This is a genomic window from Methylobacterium sp. ME121 (assembly GCF_000974725.1).
Lineage (GTDB): Bacteria > Pseudomonadota > Alphaproteobacteria > Rhizobiales > Beijerinckiaceae > Methylobacterium > Methylobacterium radiotolerans.
The window spans coordinates 1-17,148 of the sequence record NZ_BBUX01000070.1 but is presented as its reverse complement, the minus strand read 5'-3'; the positions used below and the strand labels follow the sequence as shown (position 1 = coordinate 17,148).

The following is a 17,148-nucleotide window of genomic DNA, read 5'->3' as shown; positions in this document are numbered from 1 at the left end:
GGGTCGAAGCAGGAATCGTGCGGGGTCTCAGCGGTCGCCGAAGACCCGCCCGAAGATCGTGTCCACGTGCTTGAAGTGGTAGCCGAGATCGAAGCACGCCTCGATCTGCTCGGCCGGGAGTGCCGCGGCGACCTCCGGGTCCGCCTTGAGCAGCGCCAGGAAGTCGCCCTCGCCGCGCCAAACCGGCATCGCGTTGCGCTGGACCAGCCGGTAGGAATCCTCGCGGGAGACCCCGGCCTGGGTCAGCGCCAGCAGCACGCGCTGCGAATGGATCAGGCCGCCGAGCCGGTCGAGGTTCTTCTGCATGTTGGCCGGGTAGACCAGCAGCTTCTCCACCACCCCGGTCATCCGCGCCAGGGCGAAGTCGAGGGTGACGGTGGCGTCGGGGCCGATCATCCGCTCCACCGACGAGTGGGAGATGTCGCGCTCGTGCCAGAGGGCGACGTTCTCCAGGGCCGGGGTGACGTAGCCGCGCACCATCCGGGCGAGGCCCGTGATGTTCTCGGTGAGGACCGGGTTGCGCTTGTGCGGCATCGCCGAGGAACCCTTCTGCCCCTCGGAGAAGAACTCCTCCGCCTCGAGGACCTCGGTGCGCTGGAGGTGCCGGATCTCGATCGCCAGGCGCTCCAGCGACGAGGCGACGACGCCGAGGGTCGCGAAGAACATCGCGTGCCGGTCGCGCGGGATCACCTGGGTCGAGACCGGCTCGGCGGTCAGACCCATCTTCTCGGCGACGTACTGCTCCACCCGCGGGTCGATATTGGCGAACGTGCCGACCGCGCCGGAGATCGCGCAGGTGGCGACCTCCTCGCGGGCCGCGACGAGGCGGCGGCGGTTGCGCTCGAACTCGGCATAGGCCTGGGCGAGCTTCAGACCGAAGGTCACCGGCTCGGCGTGGATACCGTGCGACCGGCCGATGGTCGGGGTCATCTTGTGCTCGAAGGCCCGCGCCTTCAGGGCGGCGAGCAGCGAGTCGACGTCGGCGATCAGGATGTCGGCGGCGCGTACCAGCTGCACGTTGAGGCAGGTGTCGAGGACGTCCGAGGAGGTCATGCCCTGGTGGACGAATCGCGCCTCGGGCCCGACGATCTCGGCGAGGTGGGTCAGGAAGGCGATGACGTCGTGCTTCGTCACCGCCTCGATCGCGTCGATGCGAGCGACGTCGAAGGCCGCGTCCTTGCCCTTGCTCCAGATCGTCTCGGCCGCCTCCTTCGGAACGACGCCGATCTCGGCGAGCGCCGTGGTGGCGTGGGCCTCGATCTCGAACCAGATCCGGAAACGGCTCTCGGGCGACCAGATCGCCGTCATCGCGGGGCGGCTGTAGCGGGGGATCATGGGGGCCTCGGCACGGTCCGGATTGCGTGCGAGGCCGGTAGCATGCGCCGGCCCGGCCGCTCAATGCGCATCGGCCATGTCAAGGCGGCAACGGATGTGGACGCGGGCGGACCCGCGGCTTAGTCGATCCGGACCCAACCCTGACCCATCAGGCGCTCCTGCGGGCGGAAGCGGGACTTGTAGTCCATCTTCCGCGAGCCCTCGACCCAGTAGCCGAGATAGAGATACGGCAGACCCAGCCGGCGGGCCCGGCGGATATGGTCGAGGATCATGAAGGTCCCAGGGGAGCGCGCGGCCTCCGCCGGGTCGTAGAACGAGTAGACCATCGACAGCCCGTCGGAGAGCACGTCCGTCAGGCAGAAGGCGAGCGGCGGGCCGGAGCCGCGGCCGGTGATCGCCGTATCCGGCCCGTGCCGGCGATACGACACCAAGTGCGTGTCGACGTGGCTGTCCTCGACCATCATGGCGTAGTCGAGCACGGTCATGTCGACCATGCCGCCGTCGCCGTGCCGGGCGTCGAGGTAGCGGCGGAACAGGGCGTACTGCTCCGAGGCCGGCCGGTTCGGTTCCGGCGTGCCGACCCAGTCGGCGCCGCGCGCCAGGATGCGCCTCTGGCTAGCGCTCGGCTCGAACTCGTCGACCACGACGCGGACCGAGATGCAGGCCCGGCACGTCTCGCAGGCCGGCCGGTACGCGATGGTCTGCGAGCGCCGGAACCCGCCCTGTGTCAGGATCTCGTTCAGGTCGCGGGCGCGACGACCGACCAGGTGGGTGAAGACCTTCCGCTCCTCCTGCCCCGGCAGGTAGGGGCACGGCGACGGGGCGGTGAGGTAGAATTGCGGTGTGTCGCGCGGATGGCTGGTCACGCTTCTCACAGACCCTGCGCCGGGTCCATCCTCACGGCGCCGGCGTGCCAGTGTACAGGCGACCGGCCGAGGCTCAATGGCCCGACCGGTCGCACCGTCGGATTTTCATCACCGGAATCGTCGCTCAGCGCGCGTGGACGACGGCCAGACCGAGGAGCAGGTCGTGCCCGAGGCGCCGGTCGGCGCGCATCAGCCCGAACGCGATGTCGACGCACCACAGCAGGAAGGTCGAGATCGCCACGTAGAACAGCAGCGCATGGACGGCGGCCGTGACGACGTCGACCCGAGCGCCGCTCTCGGGCGCGACGGTCCGCAGGCCCATCATCCGCTGGCCGATCGTGCTCTGTTTCGGCCCGCCCACCGTGATGGCGCTGTAGATGATGCCGCTCGCCGGAAGTGCCGCGAACAGGGTCCAGCCGAGGCCGAACGTGACCACGCCGATGACGGTGATCAGCAGCGTCAGCAGGGCCGTGAAGCCGAAGATGAACACGATGTCGAGGAGATAGGCGACCGTCCGGCCGCCGAGGCTCGCCCGCACGAACGGGATCGGCAGCGAGGTGGCGTAGCCGGGCGCTTCGAAGCGCTGCGCGTATCCGGGTTGAGGGTTCTGCATGGTGTCGCGTCCTGCAAGCGAGGCTGCGGACGTGAAGGTGGGTGCAGGCGGCGAGCCCCGCAAGAGGAGCCGGATGCGCGGCCGCTTCTCAGCGCCCGGCCGGGTCACCGGCCGCGGCGTCGGGCGTGTCGAGGTAGAAGCGCTTCAGCATGTAGAGCGCCGGGCCGGACAGGGTGCTCGCCTCGGTGGCGAGGGCGACCAGGGTCGTGCCGGCATCGAAGCGGCAGGTCAGCCAGTGCTGCCGGTTGCCGTCGGCGTAATCGACCCGCACCGAGTTTGCCGACGGCCCCGGCGCAGCGCGCAGGAGCCGGATGCCGTCCCGCGGCGCGATCGCCGGGAGCGCCCGGCGGCAGGTGGCGACGCGATCCCGGCGCAGGGTGTCCTGACAGGCGGCGAGGCCGCCGAAGAAGCCGACCACGACCGCCGCCCCGAGGAGCCAGCGGTGCCCGCGCTTCACGGATGGTGGCGCAGGCGCTCCGCGACCCGCGGCGCGTGGTAGGTGAGCACACCGTCGGCCCCGGCCCGCTTGAAGGCGAGGAGCGCCTCGATCATCGCGCGGTCGCCGTCGAGCCAGCCGTTGCGGGCCGCCGCCTCGATCATCGCGTACTCGCCCGACACCTGGTAGGCGAAGGTCGGAACCTGGAACTCGTCCCGGACCCGGCGGATGATGTCGAGGTAGGGCAGGCCCGGCTTCACCATCACTAAATCCGCGCCCTCGTCGAGGTCGAGCCGGACCTCGCGCAGGGCTTCGGCCGAGTTGCCCGGATCCATCTGGTAGGTGCGCTTGTCGCCCACGAGGGCCGCCTTGGTGCCGATCGCGTCGCGGAACGGCCCGTAGAAGGCGCTGGCATACTTGGCCGCGTACGCCATGATCTGCACGTCGAGGAAGCCGGCCTTGTCGAGGCCGGCGCGGATCGCGCCGACGCGCCCGTCCATCATGTCGGAGGGGGCGATAATATCGGTCCCGGCCTCGGCCTGGATCAGGCTCTGCTCGACGAGGACCGCCACGGTCTCGTCATTGAGGATCGCGCCGTCCTTCATCAGGCCGTCGTGACCGTGGCTCGTGTAAGGATCGAGGGCCACGTCGGTCATGATCCCGATCTCGGGCACGGCCCGCTTCACGGCGCGGACCGCCCGGCAGACGAGGTTGTTGGCGTTCAGCGCCTCCGAGCCGGTCGGGTCGCGCAGCGACACCTCCGTGTAGGGAAAGAACGACACCGCCGGGATGCCGAGCTTCGCGGCGCGCTCCGCGTCGCGGACGATCTCGTCCACCGAGAGGCGCTCGACGCCCGGCATCGAGGCGATCGGCTCGCGGCGCCCCTCGCCGTCGATCACGAACATCGGCCAGATCAGGTCGTCGACCGTCAGGGTGTGCTCGCGGACGAGGCGGCGCGACCAGTCGGCCTTCCGGTTCCGGCGCGGACGCTGGGTGATCTTCAGACCCTCCACGCGGGCGCCCTCGCGGGCGGCCTCCACGGCGAGAGGGCGCGGCTCTGGCAGGGTGTCTGACATGCGGCTTCGCTACCGTTCGCGCGGACCACGCCGCGGATCGCGCGGCGCCCGTGCGCCGGAGGCGTCCGACTACCACACCGGGCTGGCGCAACGAAACCCGACCGTTGACGCAGGGCGGCGGAACCGCTTCAACCCGGCGACCCCCGTCCGATCGATCAGGATCCCGGCCCTTCCCGCATGAACCGCCGCATGAACCGGCCCCTCACGCCCGCGAGCCCTCGATAGTGCCCGGCTACCTTCCGATCCGGCGCAAGACGCCGAGGCCGGGCGGCATCCCGAGCGACCGCATCGAGCGCGCCCAAGGGCCGGCGCCCGGCACGTGGGACACGGTGCTGATCTGGTTCATGCGGCTCACGGCCCTGGTCTGGCTGCTTAAGAGCGTCTTCGCCTGGGCGACGATCCTCGACGTCCTGCCGGGCGTCCGCCCCTTCGAGGCCGAGCCCTTCGGCCGCCAGTCCGCGATCGTCTACTTCGCGGTGATCGACGCGGCGGCGGCGATCGGATTGTGGCTGACGAGCGCCTGGGGCGGCGTGATCTGGTTGCTCGCCGTCACCTCGGCGATGACGCTCGCGGTCCTGACACCGCAACTCTTGCCGTTATCGGTGCCGCTGCTCGTATTCGGGGGCTGTGTCGTGACGTTGTACTTCCTGCTGTCCTGGCTGGCCGCGCAGGAAGCACGGTGAACGAACCGTTCTTATCTTCATTCAGTTTGTCTTCACCGCGAAGAGTAAATCGCGAATTCATCCTGTCGCTTAAATCGCCTTTCATTCCCGAGCCCTAGCTTAGCCATCATCAACGGCGCCGCATCGAACGGGTGCCGGATCATCGGATGGCGAGGCAGAGATGAAGACCCAGAACGCCCGAGTCGCGCAGATCGAGGCTCCCGAGGAGGCCGCCTCCGCCAAGGGCTCCTACCTTGAGGCGCTGCACCTCGTGGAGCGGCTGCATCGCCGGCTCCTCGACGTGATCAAGGACGAGTTCGAGCGCCGCGGCCGCGAGGACGTCAACAGCGTCCAGGCGCTGCTCCTGTACAACATCGGCGACAAGGAGTTGACCGCGAGCGAGCTGCGGACGAAGGGCTACTACCTGGGCTCGAACGTCTCGTACAACGTGAAGAAGCTGGTCGAGGCCGGCTACCTCCACCACGCCCGCTCGAAGACCGACCGGCGCTCCGTCCGGATCAGCCTGACCGACAAGGGCCGCCAGGTCCACGAGATCATCCAGGGGCTGTACGACAAGCATGCCCGGACGATCACGCCGATCGGCGGGATCTCGGAGGAGGACTTCAACCGCCTGAACCAGGCTCTCACCCGCCTGGAACGCTTCTGGACCGACCAGATCCGCTACCGCCTCTGAGGCGCCCTCAGAGGTTCAGCAGGCCGACGATCCCGGCGATCACCGCGTAGGCGAAGCCGGCGTTGATGGCGACGCCGAACATCCCGATCACGAGGCCGCCCAGCACGACGAGACCGTCGCGCTCGACGAGACCGAGCCCGACCAGGCAGACGGCGAGACCCAGCGGGATCTGCCCGACGATGGGCGCGGCCACGATCAGCGCCAGCGCCAGGGCGAGCAGCACGATCCCCATGCCGCGCATGCCGAGCGCGGTCTCGAACACGCTGACGCGGGGGCGCGACCAGCGCTCCAGGCGGCGCAGGATCGGCACCGCGCGGGTGACGGCGCGCCGGACATCCGCCAGGGCGATCGACCGGCCGAGGAGCATCCGCGGCAGCCACGGCGCCGACATCCCGGCGGCGATCTGGATCGCCACGAGGAGCAGGAGCAGGCCGCAGATCAGCGGGATCGGCGGCGGCATGGGCAGGCAGTTCGGCAGCCCGAGCAGGACCACGAGCAGCGCGAAGGCACGGTCCCGCAGGACCGCGACGATGTCGCCCACGGTGAGGCGCTCGCCCTCCTGGCTCGCCAGCACGGTGAGGACGTCCGACGTTCGTGCACCGGAGGTCAAGGATCCGCCAACCTTCGCTTTCCCGCGGGGGCTCTAGCCGAGATCATCTGGCACGCCAAGCACGGCAGATTCGCGACAGCGCGATGGCGCCCGCCGGGCGGGCTAGCAGCCGCGTGCCCGCGAGGATCCGGCAAGCATCGCGCGACGCTTCGCGCGTTCTCTGACAGCATCGCTCAAGGTGACCGGCAGTCGATCGTGATCAGACAGGACAAAACCGGGGACAACGACGCGACGCCAGGTGCAACACAGTTAATTTTATCTTACCGCTATCCTCCGATGCCGGAGGATCGACTGTGTCGAGCCAGCGCCCCGCCCCGAAGCTTGGTCTTTGCGGCCCCGTCCTCGCGACGCTGCTCTCGGGCCTGGTCGGATCTACGAGCCCGGTCGGCGCCGGCGAGATCGACACGCTGCTGTTCGGGAGTCTCGACGCGGGCAGCGACACATTCCTCACCGTCGGCGCGAAAGCCGGCCTCACGTCCCTCGAACAGGACGGGTTCGCCGCGCTGGCGAGCGTCGGCGGCGGACGGCGCACCGAGCGCGGTCCGGACGGCCCGCGCGCGCGCTACACCGTCGCCGCCGCCGCCCTCGCCGGATACCAGTGGTTCTTCGACTGGGGCGCGGTCGCGGCCTTCGCCGGGCCCGAGACCGCGCGGGAGATGCTGATCGCGGGGCCGCAGTTCGATGCCTTGCCGACGCGCTACGGCCTCCGACTTCACGGCGAGGTCTGGGCACGCCCGACCGAGGCGACGCTGCTGCAGGCGAGTGCCGTCGCGGGATCGGCCCGCGACAGCCTGTGGGCGCGCCTCGCTTGGGGCTACCGGCTGTGGGAGACCTATCTGGGACCCGAGGCCGCGCTCTACGCGGACGGGAGCGGCTACGCGAAGTGGAGCCTCGGCCTGCACGGCACCGACTTCGCTCTCGGCCGGTACAACTTCCGGGCGTCGGCGGGCCTCCAGTCCGAGAGGGGCCGGGGCCGGGCCTGCCCCTACCTGACCCTGTCGGTCTGGTCGCCGCTCTGATCGGGTCCGGGGCGGGCCTGAAGTGAGTCGAGGAATGCGGCTGCGTCGCGGCGGATCTCGGCGCGGCGCCTGTCGCCCAGGCCGCGGAGCGTGCGGTACGGCATGGCCATGCGCTGATTGCCCGCCAGCCGTTCCTCGTTCTCGATCAGGAAGTTCCAGTAGAGATAATTGAACGGACAGGCCTCAGGCCCGGCCTTGACCTTCACGTCGTACGCGCACGACGCGCAGTAGTCGGACATGCGGTCGATGTAGGCGCCCGAGGCCGCGTAGGGCTTGGAGCCCATCACGCCGCCGTCGGCCCACAGCACCATACCGTGGACGTTGGGCAGCTCGACCCATTCGTAGGCGTCCGCGAACACGATCAGGTACCATTCCTCCACCTGCGCCGGATCGAGGCCGGCGATGAGGGCGAAGTTGCCGGTCACCATGAGGCGCTGGATATGGTGGGCGTAGGCGTGGGCGCGCGTCTCGCCGACGACCTGCGCGACGCAGTTCAGCGCCGTCTCGCCTGACCAGTAGAACCACGGCAGGTCGCGGCCCGCGCCGAGGGCGTTGCTGTCCCGGTACCCGGGCATCCGCGCCCAGTAGAGCCCGCGCACGTATTCCCGCCAGCCGAGGATCTGCCGGATGAAGCCCTCGACGCAGTGGAGCGGCGCCGCACCGTCGCGGTAGGCGCGCTCGGCGGCCCAGCACACCTCCTCGGCGGTGAGCAGCCCGGCGTTGAGGGCGGGCGAAAGGAGCGCGTGGTACAGGAACGGCGCGCCGGTCTTCATCGCGTCCTGATAGTCGCCGAAGGTCGGCAGGGCGTCGGCCAGGAAGTGCCGGAGCGCCGCGAGGGCATCGGCCCGGGTCACCGGCCAGGAGAAGCCGGTGAGATCTCCGAAATGGTCGCCGAACTCCGCCTCAACGAGGGCGATGACTTGGCGCGTCACGGCATCGGGCTGAAAGCCGATCCGGTCCGGCGGTTGGTGGCCCTTGGGCAGGCGCTTGCGGTTCTCGGGATCGTAGTTCCAGCGCCCCCCCGCGGGTTCGCCGTCGTCCATCAGGAGGCCGGTCCTGCGCCGCATGCCCCGGTAGAAGGTCTCCATCCGCAGATGATGCCGGCCCTCCGCCCAGCGAGAGAAATCCTCCCGCGGGCACAGGAAGCGGTTGTCGGCGCGGATCTCGACTGGGATTGCCAGGGTCTCGCGCCAGTCCTGCATCATCTCCCAGACCCGCCACTCGCCCGGCTCGGTGACCACGACTCGATCCGGCCGGTGGCGCGCCACGGCGCGCTCCAGCTCTCCGGTGAAGCTGCCGGTGTTGCCCGCGTCGGTCAGGCGGACGTAGTCGACCGCGAGGCCCTCCGCCTCGAGCTCGGCCGCGAAGTGGCGCATAGCGGCGAACAGGAAGGCGATCTTCTGCTTGTGATGGCGGACATAGGTCGCCTCGTCCCGGACCTCGACGATCATGACCACGTCGCGCTCGGGATCGAGGTCGACGAGGCTCGACACCCGGCGGGTCAGCTGATCGCCGAGGACGAAGCGCAGCGTTCCGGCCGTTGCGGCACCGCCGCGGCGTTTCCCGGCCATGGTTCAGCCCGCGCCGTGAAGGGCGGAGCGGCAGCCATTCGCGGCGCGGGCGCGGGTCGCGGCGCGGCCGATCTCTCCGGTCCAGCCGTCGATGCTCAACCGAACCACGCTGTCCCCCCTTGCCACCGTCATCGGCCCAATCAAGGTAAGGCCGGGGACGCCGCCGGGCAGGCGGCGGATCCGCGCCCTCCACGTGCACAAGGTCGCAGGCGGCAAGCATGAAGTTCGCGTTCGCCGGCATCGACTTCCTCGGCGGGGTCTTCGAGGGGCTGCTCGACGCCGGCTGGACGCCGGTGAAGCTGTTCACGCGCCCCTGCGACGGGGTCTACGACCACAACGAGGTCATCGTCGCCCGCGCCCGGTCCCTGAAGCTGCCGATCCAGCTGTCGCGGATCCGCGAGCGGGACATCGAGGCGCTGCAGGCCGAGCACGGCCGGGACTGGGCGCTCGTGGTCGCGGGCTATCCCTGGCTCATCAAGGGCTGGAAGGGCCGCGCCGCCTACGGCCTCAACTTCCACCCCTCCCCCCTGCCCACGGGCCGGGGCCCCTACCCGCTGTTCCGGGCCGTGCTCGACCGCTACGAGACCTGGGGCGTCACCGCGCACGTGCTCGCCGACGGGTTCGACACCGGCGATATCCTGGCGCAGGAGATCTTCGCCCTGAGCTCGCGCGAGAGCCACGAGACGCTGCTCGCAAAGTGCCAGATGGCGGCGCGCCGTCTCGCGGCCGGTCCCCTCGGCCGGGACCTGCCCAACCGCTGGCGGCGCTCCGAGCCGCAGGGGGACGGCTCCTACTGGCCGCGCGCCACCGATACCGACCGGACGCTCGATTTCCGGCAGGACGTCGAGACGGTCCTGCGCCGGGTGCGGGCCTTCGGCACGGTCGAGACGATCGCGCGGCTCGGGGACGCCCGGGTCTTCGTGGCGGAGGCGCAAGGGTGGCAGGAGCGCCACGCGCACACGCCAGGCGCGGTGGTGCACCGCCACCGCCGCCACGTCGTGGTGGCGGCCCTCGACGGGTACGTTCAGCTGACCCGCTGGTCGCCGGTCCCCCTCGCGGAGGCCGGGCAGATCGGCCGCTGACCGGCCGGGACGGGAACCGAAGCGCGAACGCTGATGTTTCCGGCGGCCCGGTGATTCGCGCCCGGGCATCACGGGAGTCCGCCATGTCGACCCGCGCCAGCCTCACCGCAGCCCTCGGGTTTGCCGCGCTGTTCACCGGCTCCGCCTTCGCGCAGGCGGTGATCGTCACACCCGACGAGTTCGGCCCCGACGACGACGTCGTGGTGCGCGACTACATCGTCCGCCGGCCAGTCGGGCCCGGACCGATCGTCGGATCGATCCCACTGCGGCCGGGCAGCATCGTGCCGCCCGACGTGCGGCTCGCGCCCTTCACGGACGCCCCGAATCCGCGCCTGCGCCGCTTCGGCTACTTCGTCGCGCCCGGCGACAAGATCGTGGTCGTCGACCCCGACACCCGCGCGGTGGTGCGCATCCTCGACCGCTGACGACGGGCGGGGTGCTCACCAGTCGCTGAGCGTCGCACGCCTCCAGCGGTCGGGCGCGACGCAGCGGTACTCGTAGGCCTCGTCCCAGGCATGGTCTCCGGGGGTACAGGGCGCGCGGCTGCTCGCGGGCGGCAGCGGCAGGCTCTCGCGGAGGGAGGCGGCCTCGATCCGACCGCTATCGGTCACGCGCACGACCGGCCCCGCCCCCGTGCCGTAAACCAGATCGCGCCCGTCGAAGCCGAGGCTGCGGGAGAAGCCGCCCTCGCGGTTGCCGTCGAGCCCGATCGCCTGTCCGGCCGCGAGCAGCATCGGGACACCGGTGAAGCGCGCGGCGGCGGCGTCGATCCCGATGCCGTAGGTGCCCTCTCCCTGGAACGAGATCGCCCGGTCGGTGATCGAGCCGGTGAGGTTGCCCATCAGGATCCCGTAGCCGGTATGGGCGCCGGGCACCCCGCCGGTGGAGATCTGCAGACCGACCCGCTGCCGGTTGCGGTCCGTGGTCGGCGACTGCGCCGAGACGTCGATCTCGGCGCCGATGCAGGAGGCCACCGGATCGGCCTCGTCGGTCGTGTCGACACAGTTGAAGTTCCCGGCCCACGACGGCCCGACCGGCCCCAGACCGTTGGACTCCTTGAAGATCGTGCCGTTGACGGCGACGTTCTGCGCCCCGGTGCTGGCGAGGGCGCGGTTGTGCAGTTCGCCCGTGATCGTCCACTCGTAGCCGGCATTGTGCGGTCCGGTAGAGCCGAGCGCCCAGAGCGCCTTGTAGGTGTGGGTCGCCTCGCCCGACCCTTCCGGCACGTGCCGGTCGACCCGCAGGGTCGAGACCGGATCGAAGCCCTGCGGCCTGTTCCAGAGGAAGACGTGGCCGCCGTCCAGGCCGGGCACCCCGGTCCCTTGCACGCTGCGGGAGAAGTTCGGCGGCCAAGGCTGCGCCGCGGAAGCCGGATCGGTCGCGGGTGCGGCGCGGGGCGGTTGGACCGGCGCCTCGGCAGCGGCGAGCGTCGGCAGGCCGATCGCGAGGGACGCCAGCAGGGCCGTGCCGGGGCGGTTGCGCATGATCGTCTCCGATGTCCTCTCAACGCGGCCCCGCCCGGGAACCCACTGGCAGAGGCCGCCCGCGGGACCAGATAGGTTTCAGGATCGCATCGGCGACGCCGGCCCCGGATGGTCGCGCACGGCCGCGGATGCGACACCCGCAACGCTGCCGGAGGGAGCCGATGACCGCCCTGCGATTCCTGCGCACATGGTTCCTGGTGTCGATCCCGCTCGGCCTCCTGATCGGCCGGTTCATCAAGGCGGGCGAAGGGCCGCCGAGAGAAGACCGGCGGTGATTACCTGAGATCGATCTTATAAACCGGACGCGACTTGCCATCTCTCGGCGCTGCGACCGATTATCAATAACATGTTAGCGAATCCGGCGCATTTTTACTGATATCGCGCCATACCGGCCGACCTGGGCAGGAACCTCGGCCGTGTCCCGCAACGCCAGCCCCGCTGCCGCCTTCGTGGAACGCCGGGCTTCCGACCGGAAGCCCACCGCCCTGCTGGCCTTCGCGCAGAACCGGGACGGCGCGCGTTTTCCCTGCCAGGTCAAGAACATCTCCGATCGCGGCGCGATGCTCGAATTCCTCGGTTCCCAGGCGGTGCTGCTGGAGGACGTGTTCGACCTTGTGCTGGCGAGCGCGGAGATGCGCTACGCGGTCCAGCTCGTCTGGCGCAAGGAGCGGACGGTCGGCGTCCTGTTCTGCGGCGACGCGGTGTGAGACGGGAGTCCCGTGCGCTCAGACCGCGAGCGTCGCCATCAGCGTGAGCCCGACGGCCGGCAATGCCAGGGCCAGAACCGCGAGGGTGTCGAGCGGCGCGGGCCGGCTCGCCGCGAGCCAGCGATGCTCGGCGAACTTCTCGGCTGCGAACCCCGCGAGAACGAGGCCGCAGCCGATGAACGTGACAAGCGCGGACATGGACCGGCCCTTTTTCGCGACGCCGCGCGGAGTGGTGCGCATGACGGAAGTACCCGCGGCGCGGCCATAAAGTTTCACCGGGAGGTCGGTCCGCGGGTGAAAAAGGCCGTGCGCCGCGGCGTGTCCGCCCCTCCCGCGGCGAAGGGGTTGCAATCCCGCGCAGATCCGTCGAGGCGGGACGTCCAGCGTCATCGACGGGGATTGTCGCGGGCAGTGGGAGGCCTGGAGCTTTGAGGACGAGCGGCAACGGCGTGGCCGTGGGACACGATGGCTGGCTCTACTGGGTCGGACGCGCCCGCGAGGTCGAAGCCTTCTACGGCGAGACTGCGAGTTCACGACGGATCCTGAAGCGCTGGACGCGGCTCATCGGGCGGCGGGCGCGCCGCCTGGACGCCCTCGGGATCCGGCACGTCCACACCGTCGTCCCCGACAAGCTCGCGATCTATCCGGACCTCCTCGGCCGCCCCTTCCCGGGGCTCGACGATCCGCCCGGGGTCCGGCTCGCCCGGCTGGTTGCCGGCGACAGCGGGGCACCGATGGTCGACCTGCAGACGCCGCTCCTGAAAACGCGGGGCGAGGAGCCGGTCTACTTGCGCACGGACACGCACTGGACCTACCGGGGCTACCTGACGGCGTACCGCGCGCTCTGCGAGGCGCTGGACGCGCCGGCGGCCGCGCACGTCTTCGCCGGAACCAGCGTGACCGAGCGCTTCACCTTCGACCTCGGCGAGAAGCTCGTTCCCCCGCTCGATGAGGCGTACGTCGCCTACGATTTCCCGCGCCGCGCGGCGCGGATCGAGGCGAACGCGCTTGTGGCGGTACGGGAATCGGGACGGGCCGCGCGTCCGCGCGGGCTGTTCGTCGGATCCCGCGTCGTCCTTCAGAACAAGGAAGCGCCGGATCCGCGGCGCGTGGTGCTGTTCGGCGATTCCTACATCTACAGCCCGGGGGCCCGCCTCACCGCGATGCTGGCCGAGACCTTCGGGGAAATCCACGCGATCTGGTCGGCGAACATCGATTGGGCCTACGTCGAGGAGGTCCGGCCGGACATCGTGATCTTCGAGATCGCTGAGCGGTTCCTGCGGCAGGTTCCGAATGACCGGATCCGGATCGATCGCTTCGCCGCGGCGCGGGCGCGGCGGGCGGTCCGCCCGACACTGCGGGAGCGGATCCGGCGCTGGCTGCGCTGAGCCAGGCTGCCCTCATAAAGGAGAGTCCCGCCGCGGTGGCGGCGGAACTCTGCTCCGTCAGACCGCGACGGCTCAGTAGCCGCGGCCGTAGTAGCCCGGGCCCCGATCGAAGGCGCCCGCCGCGGCAGCGCCGGCGGCCGCGCCCGCGATACCGAGGCCGATCGCGGCCCCGGTCGACAGGCCGCGGTACCGGCGATAGCCGAAATCGCGCCGGTGGCCGTAACCGCGATCGTAGCCGCGGCCGTAGCCGTAGCCGTGATGGCCGCCGTAGCCGTAGCCATAGCCCTGCGCCTGGGCGCCGGTGGCGCCGAGCGCGCCGAGGGACAGGGTGACGGCTGAGATGAGAGCGAGCTTCCGCATCGGTGACTCCTTCGCAGTTGCGTTGGGAGCCCAACCCAAAGCGCAACCAGGGGTTCCGATCTTCGTGCGGGCGGAGGGGTGACCGCGCCGGCTGTCGGGAACGACGGTCGAGGATTTAGCGAGCGCGCCGGGACTGATACACGAGAGCTCGATATTAGCCGTCCGTGCGCCGTGACACTGCGGCACCCTTGTGCATCGGGCATGTCTGGACCGCCGCGTCGACGCGGACGCACGGGAAGCAGCACCGATGCACGCATTCATCCTCGCCACCTTCGCCCTCGTCGGGGCCCTGGCTGTCGCATCAACCCTCCTCACGCTCGTCCAATCGATGGCATAGGTTTCGACCGCGAAGCGGCAGACTTCAGGCGGGCCTCGGCGAACTCCCGTGCGGCGCGCCAGGACGGCCTGCGCGCTGTCATCCTGCACAGTGCCGGGGCCGACTTCGATGACGGCGTGCGCCGCGCGATTGCCGACAGGCGTCGCGTGATCGAGCTGCGGTCGCGGGATCGCACGTCGCTGTGGCGTCAGCCAGCCGCTCGCAAGTCGCATCCGTGCGGGGCGGCAGGGTCTCCTCGGTGGACAGCGGTCACATCGGCCGGCAGCAGCCGGAGCCCGAGCCGGCGGTCCGAGTCCGCGGATCAGGGCGGCGGTCCGGGCAGAGGCGCCATCTGCCCGCGCCCGCTGACGATCCCGGCAACGTGGTGGCGCTGAGGTCCTGCCCCACCATCATGCCTTCGTTCGAGCCCAGTCGAACTTCGCGACACCTCGGCCGTTCCAGTGCCGCAGCAGCAGCATGGACAATCGCATGAACCGCACCACGATGGCGCTCGCCGGCGCTCTCAGTCTCGTCCTGGCGGGCCCCGCCGCAGCCCAGGTAGTCACGGGAGGTGCCGGCAACACCGGGGTGAGACCCCCGACCAGCACTGGTGGGGCGCCTCCTGGCGCTCGAGATCTTGGCCCGAGACCGTTCACTCGCGGCAACGAGGCCAACTCTAGCAACCCCCCCGTGCCCGGCACCACGCCGGGCGTGAACATCGGCGGAACGCCCACAAGCGGGCCGCCTGGGACTGGCGGCACCTCCGGTGGTCCGTCGCTCGGCAGGTGAAGCGCTCCGCCCCGGTCAGATCTCCTCACAAGCGGGCGAACCTGTTCTCACCCGCGCGAGACCCGACGCGGTCCATGACTATGGTGCCAGGCTCGGTCAGAGGGCGATCACCGATGGCAGGCCGGCGCTGTCACGGGCCAGGGCTGTTCCGTGCCGATCAGTGATACCCGCGTGAACCCCGGGCTTCGCGCGGGGCAGCAGCGGATTGTCGGGCTACTCTGAGAAACTGATCGTGCTGGCAGAATGGTGAGCGCGCTGGGACTCGAACCCAGGACCTACAGATTAAAAGGAACTGATGCGCCGCAAAAAGATAAGCGTTTTCAGCGGATCCGGTTTCCAAATCTGCGAGCGGGATCCAGTCAGATCCCCTGCGCGCGACAGGCAGATTGGAAACCGCTGGCGCCCTCTCGACGGCTCGGCCTGGCTCGCAGTAGCCTCAACCCATGAGCGATCACGACCCCATCACCGAAGCCGCAGACGCCCTGATCGCCTACGGCTATTCCGTTGAGCCATGGGGCGACGATCACGCCTTCTGGCAGGTCGAGGGGAAGACCCTGACAGACAGCGATCTCCTGGCCCTGGCCGTGCGCCTCGGCCTCATGGACTCGACGTCGGACAAGCTGCAGTAGCGGGAGGGCCATGCCTTCCGAACCATTCGCGCCGGTCCGCGGCCGCCAGCTTGAGGCTCTGCGCGCCTGCCTCCTCTACCCGCAGGGTCTGCGCCGCGGCGCCTATCCGTCAGCGATGGCCGTCCTGAGGAAGCGCGGGCTCGTCGAATCACGCTCAGCCCCTGGGCCAGGCCGGCGCGTGGATGCGTGGTTCATCACGCCAGCCGGCCGAGCGCATCTCGTGGAGATCGACGCGAGCAGGCCGCTTCGAGTAGCGTCTGATTGAGTTCGTGAGAGCGGAGGAATCGGTGCTCGACAACCTGCGAGGCATCGCCTTCCTGACAATATGGATGGGCTGCTGGTTTGGCGGATGGATCGCGGGCGGCTTGATGTTCCCGGCCTATGAGGTTCCCGCAATGGTTGGCGCCTTTCTCGGCTTTTGGGTTGGCGTATTCGGCGGCGGGCTCCTGACTGGCATGCATCGCCTTGGTACAGGCTGAGGACGAGCGATCAGGATCATGCCCCGGAACGCAAAAAGCCCCGCGCGGCGGATGCCGGCGGGGCTGAAGTCGGGAGGAAACGTCTGGCTATCGCAAGCGGCAGGCCAGTCAGAGCGGCCGCTGCCGGTCCGCGACCCAGCCACCAACGAACAGGCCGATGATGAGGCCGACGCCGACCCACATCAGCGTCTCGCCGGTATGGGTCCAGAGCATCAGCGCCTACCTCGGGGCTGCCGGCCGTGATCGTCCTCCCATCGGTCCATCACTTCTGTGAACCGGGTCAGCGCGGCCGTCATCTGGCTAGTGTGCTGCGCCTCCTCGGAAGCCGTGTCGGCGACGATGGCGGCGGTCAGGCCGTTGATCGCCTTGGCGAGATCCGCCAGGGCGATGCTGTCGAACACCGCGGCGCCCGGCGTTGCCGCGACATCGCGAGCGACATCGGGCTTCAGCGCTTCTGCCGCGCGCACCTCTTTCCTGTACCCCCACCACTCCTTCATAAACCCGGTCAGAGGAACTAGGACCACAGCGACCGCGCCCAGCAAGGCGATGACGATGCCCGGCCACCCATCAAGCTGCTGTGCTGTTGCCGGCACTGGCCCTTCTCCGTTTCCTGAAGCCGAAGGTGTCTTCCGCGGCCATGTCGCCGGCGGCTCGGCCGGACGAGTGCAGCTCGGCGATCGCGAAGACGGAGTAGATGCCGGCGCTCAGGGAAAGCGGCGGAAAGGCCAGGGCAAACCCAAGGGCCATGGCGAGCCAGAACAGGAAGCCACTCAGGCATCCGAGCGTCCGAACAAACGACGTCTCCCGGCCGCGCCGTCCGTTGATGTAGAGGGCGGTGATCCGGGCGGTGCCGACCGCCAGGGCGATCACGCCGGCCGTCGTCTCGCTGACGTAGGAAGTGATGATCCGGTACTGCGGACCGACGAAGGTCGGCCACGGCATCAAGCATGTGAGCCCCACCACCCACATGATCACCGAGAACCAGATCTCGGCCCATCGGGTCTGCCCGTAGCGGACGGCGCGCCGGATCCT

At 69.8% G+C, this 17,148-nt stretch carries 21 protein-coding genes; 9 read left to right on the top strand and 12 right to left on the bottom strand.

What is annotated here, in order from left to right; genetic code table 11:
• Positions 1-27: 27 nt before the first annotated feature.
• The 5 genes from purB to hemB form a co-directional block, all read right to left on the bottom strand.
• A complete protein-coding gene (purB, locus tag ME121_RS27300) occupies positions 28-1,335 on the bottom strand; it encodes an adenylosuccinate lyase (RefSeq protein WP_059409949.1) in 1,308 nt (435 codons plus the stop codon).
• 119 nt (positions 1,336-1,454) lie between these two features.
• Positions 1,455-2,201, bottom strand: a complete 747-nt coding sequence (locus ME121_RS27295) for an arginyltransferase (RefSeq protein WP_024827982.1) — start codon at positions 2,199-2,201, stop codon at positions 1,455-1,457.
• A 124-nt stretch (positions 2,202-2,325) separates the two neighbouring features.
• Positions 2,326-2,814 (bottom strand): RDD family protein, encoded by a 489-nt coding sequence (locus ME121_RS27290; RefSeq protein ID WP_059409948.1) that lies wholly within the window; start codon positions 2,812-2,814, stop codon positions 2,326-2,328.
• Between the two features lie 88 nt (positions 2,815-2,902).
• Positions 2,903-3,271, bottom strand: coding sequence for a hypothetical protein (locus ME121_RS27285; RefSeq protein ID WP_012322519.1), 369 nt, complete (start codon positions 3,269-3,271; stop codon positions 2,903-2,905).
• Positions 3,268-4,326 carry a porphobilinogen synthase gene (hemB, locus tag ME121_RS27280; protein WP_059409947.1) on the bottom strand — a complete coding sequence of 353 codons (1,059 nt, stop codon included), beginning with the start codon at positions 4,324-4,326 and terminating at the stop codon, positions 3,268-3,270. Before hemB ends, ME121_RS27285 begins: the two co-directional genes overlap by 4 nt.
• 224 nt (positions 4,327-4,550) lie before the next feature.
• Here hemB and ME121_RS27275 point away from each other — a divergent pair, with 224 nt between their 5' ends.
• Entirely contained in the window at positions 4,551-5,009 is a 459-nt protein-coding gene (locus ME121_RS27275; RefSeq protein WP_012322517.1) for a DUF6163 family protein, read from the top strand.
• 160 nt (positions 5,010-5,169) lie between these two features.
• Positions 5,170-5,682, top strand: coding sequence for a transcriptional regulator LdtR (gene ldtR, locus ME121_RS27270; RefSeq protein WP_024827984.1), 513 nt, complete (start codon positions 5,170-5,172; stop codon positions 5,680-5,682).
• 7 nt (positions 5,683-5,689) lie between these two features.
• Here the strand turns inward: ldtR and ME121_RS27265 are convergent, their stop codons facing one another.
• Positions 5,690-6,292 carry an exopolysaccharide biosynthesis protein gene (locus tag ME121_RS27265; RefSeq protein ID WP_210383480.1) on the bottom strand — a complete coding sequence of 201 codons (603 nt, stop codon included), beginning with the start codon at positions 6,290-6,292 and terminating at the stop codon, positions 5,690-5,692.
• Between the two features lie 293 nt (positions 6,293-6,585).
• Here ME121_RS27265 and bcsS point away from each other — a divergent pair, with 293 nt between their 5' ends.
• On the top strand, positions 6,586-7,311 hold the full coding sequence (gene bcsS, locus ME121_RS27260) for a cellulose biosynthesis protein BcsS (protein WP_059409946.1): 726 nt from the start codon (positions 6,586-6,588) through the stop codon (positions 7,309-7,311).
• Here the strand turns inward: bcsS and ME121_RS27255 are convergent.
• A complete protein-coding gene (locus tag ME121_RS27255; protein ID WP_059409945.1) occupies positions 7,278-8,882 on the bottom strand; it encodes a cryptochrome/photolyase family protein in 1,605 nt (534 codons plus the stop codon). The two genes, bcsS and ME121_RS27255, sit on opposite strands and share 34 nt — an antisense overlap.
• Before the next feature lie 218 nt (positions 8,883-9,100).
• Here ME121_RS27255 and ME121_RS27245 point away from each other — a divergent pair, with 218 nt between their 5' ends.
• Complete coding sequence (locus tag ME121_RS27245; RefSeq protein WP_053621801.1) at positions 9,101-9,964, top strand: formyltransferase family protein; 864 nt, start codon at positions 9,101-9,103, stop codon at positions 9,962-9,964.
• Positions 9,965-10,047: 83 nt separating this feature from the next.
• Complete coding sequence (locus ME121_RS27240; RefSeq protein WP_029360116.1) at positions 10,048-10,389, top strand: hypothetical protein; 342 nt, start codon at positions 10,048-10,050, stop codon at positions 10,387-10,389.
• A 15-nt stretch (positions 10,390-10,404) separates the two neighbouring features.
• On the opposite strand, the gene ME121_RS27235 is transcribed toward ME121_RS27240, so the two are convergent.
• Positions 10,405-11,448, bottom strand: coding sequence for a hypothetical protein (locus ME121_RS27235; RefSeq protein WP_012322510.1), 1,044 nt, complete (start codon positions 11,446-11,448; stop codon positions 10,405-10,407).
• A 416-nt stretch (positions 11,449-11,864) separates the two neighbouring features.
• On the opposite strand from ME121_RS27235, the gene ME121_RS27230 reads away from it, so the two are divergent.
• On the top strand, positions 11,865-12,155 hold the full coding sequence (locus ME121_RS27230; protein ID WP_012322508.1) for a PilZ domain-containing protein: 291 nt from the start codon (positions 11,865-11,867) through the stop codon (positions 12,153-12,155).
• A gap of 18 nt (positions 12,156-12,173) precedes the next feature.
• Here the strand turns inward: ME121_RS27230 and ME121_RS27225 are convergent, their stop codons facing one another.
• Complete coding sequence (locus ME121_RS27225) at positions 12,174-12,395, bottom strand: hypothetical protein (protein ID WP_012322507.1); 222 nt, start codon at positions 12,393-12,395, stop codon at positions 12,174-12,176.
• 209 nt (positions 12,396-12,604) lie between these two features.
• On the opposite strand from ME121_RS27225, the gene ME121_RS27220 reads away from it, so the two are divergent.
• Positions 12,605-13,543, top strand: coding sequence for an alginate O-acetyltransferase AlgX-related protein (locus ME121_RS27220; protein ID WP_245337747.1), 939 nt, complete (start codon positions 12,605-12,607; stop codon positions 13,541-13,543).
• Positions 13,544-13,615: 72 nt separating this feature from the next.
• On the opposite strand, the gene ME121_RS27215 is transcribed toward ME121_RS27220, so the two are convergent.
• A complete protein-coding gene (locus tag ME121_RS27215; RefSeq protein WP_059409942.1) occupies positions 13,616-13,903 on the bottom strand; it encodes a hypothetical protein in 288 nt (95 codons plus the stop codon).
• A gap of 1,548 nt (positions 13,904-15,451) precedes the next feature.
• Between ME121_RS27215 and ME121_RS27210 the strand changes: the two genes are divergently transcribed.
• Together ME121_RS27210 and ME121_RS34360 are read left to right on the top strand one after the other, a co-directional pair.
• Complete coding sequence (locus ME121_RS27210; RefSeq protein ID WP_059409941.1) at positions 15,452-15,637, top strand: hypothetical protein; 186 nt, start codon at positions 15,452-15,454, stop codon at positions 15,635-15,637.
• Positions 15,638-15,924: 287 nt separating this feature from the next.
• On the top strand, positions 15,925-16,116 hold the full coding sequence (locus tag ME121_RS34360) for a hypothetical protein (protein WP_491892893.1): 192 nt from the start codon (positions 15,925-15,927) through the stop codon (positions 16,114-16,116).
• A gap of 212 nt (positions 16,117-16,328) precedes the next feature.
• On the opposite strand, the gene ME121_RS27205 is transcribed toward ME121_RS34360, so the two are convergent.
• Together ME121_RS27205 and ME121_RS34355 are read right to left on the bottom strand one after the other, a co-directional pair.
• Complete coding sequence (locus ME121_RS27205) at positions 16,329-16,709, bottom strand: hypothetical protein (RefSeq protein WP_059409940.1); 381 nt, start codon at positions 16,707-16,709, stop codon at positions 16,329-16,331.
• Positions 16,684-17,148, bottom strand: a 465-nt coding sequence (locus ME121_RS34355; protein ID WP_491892892.1) for a hypothetical protein, incomplete at its 5' end; no start/stop codon positions are given. The genes ME121_RS27205 and ME121_RS34355, both read right to left, overlap by 26 nt.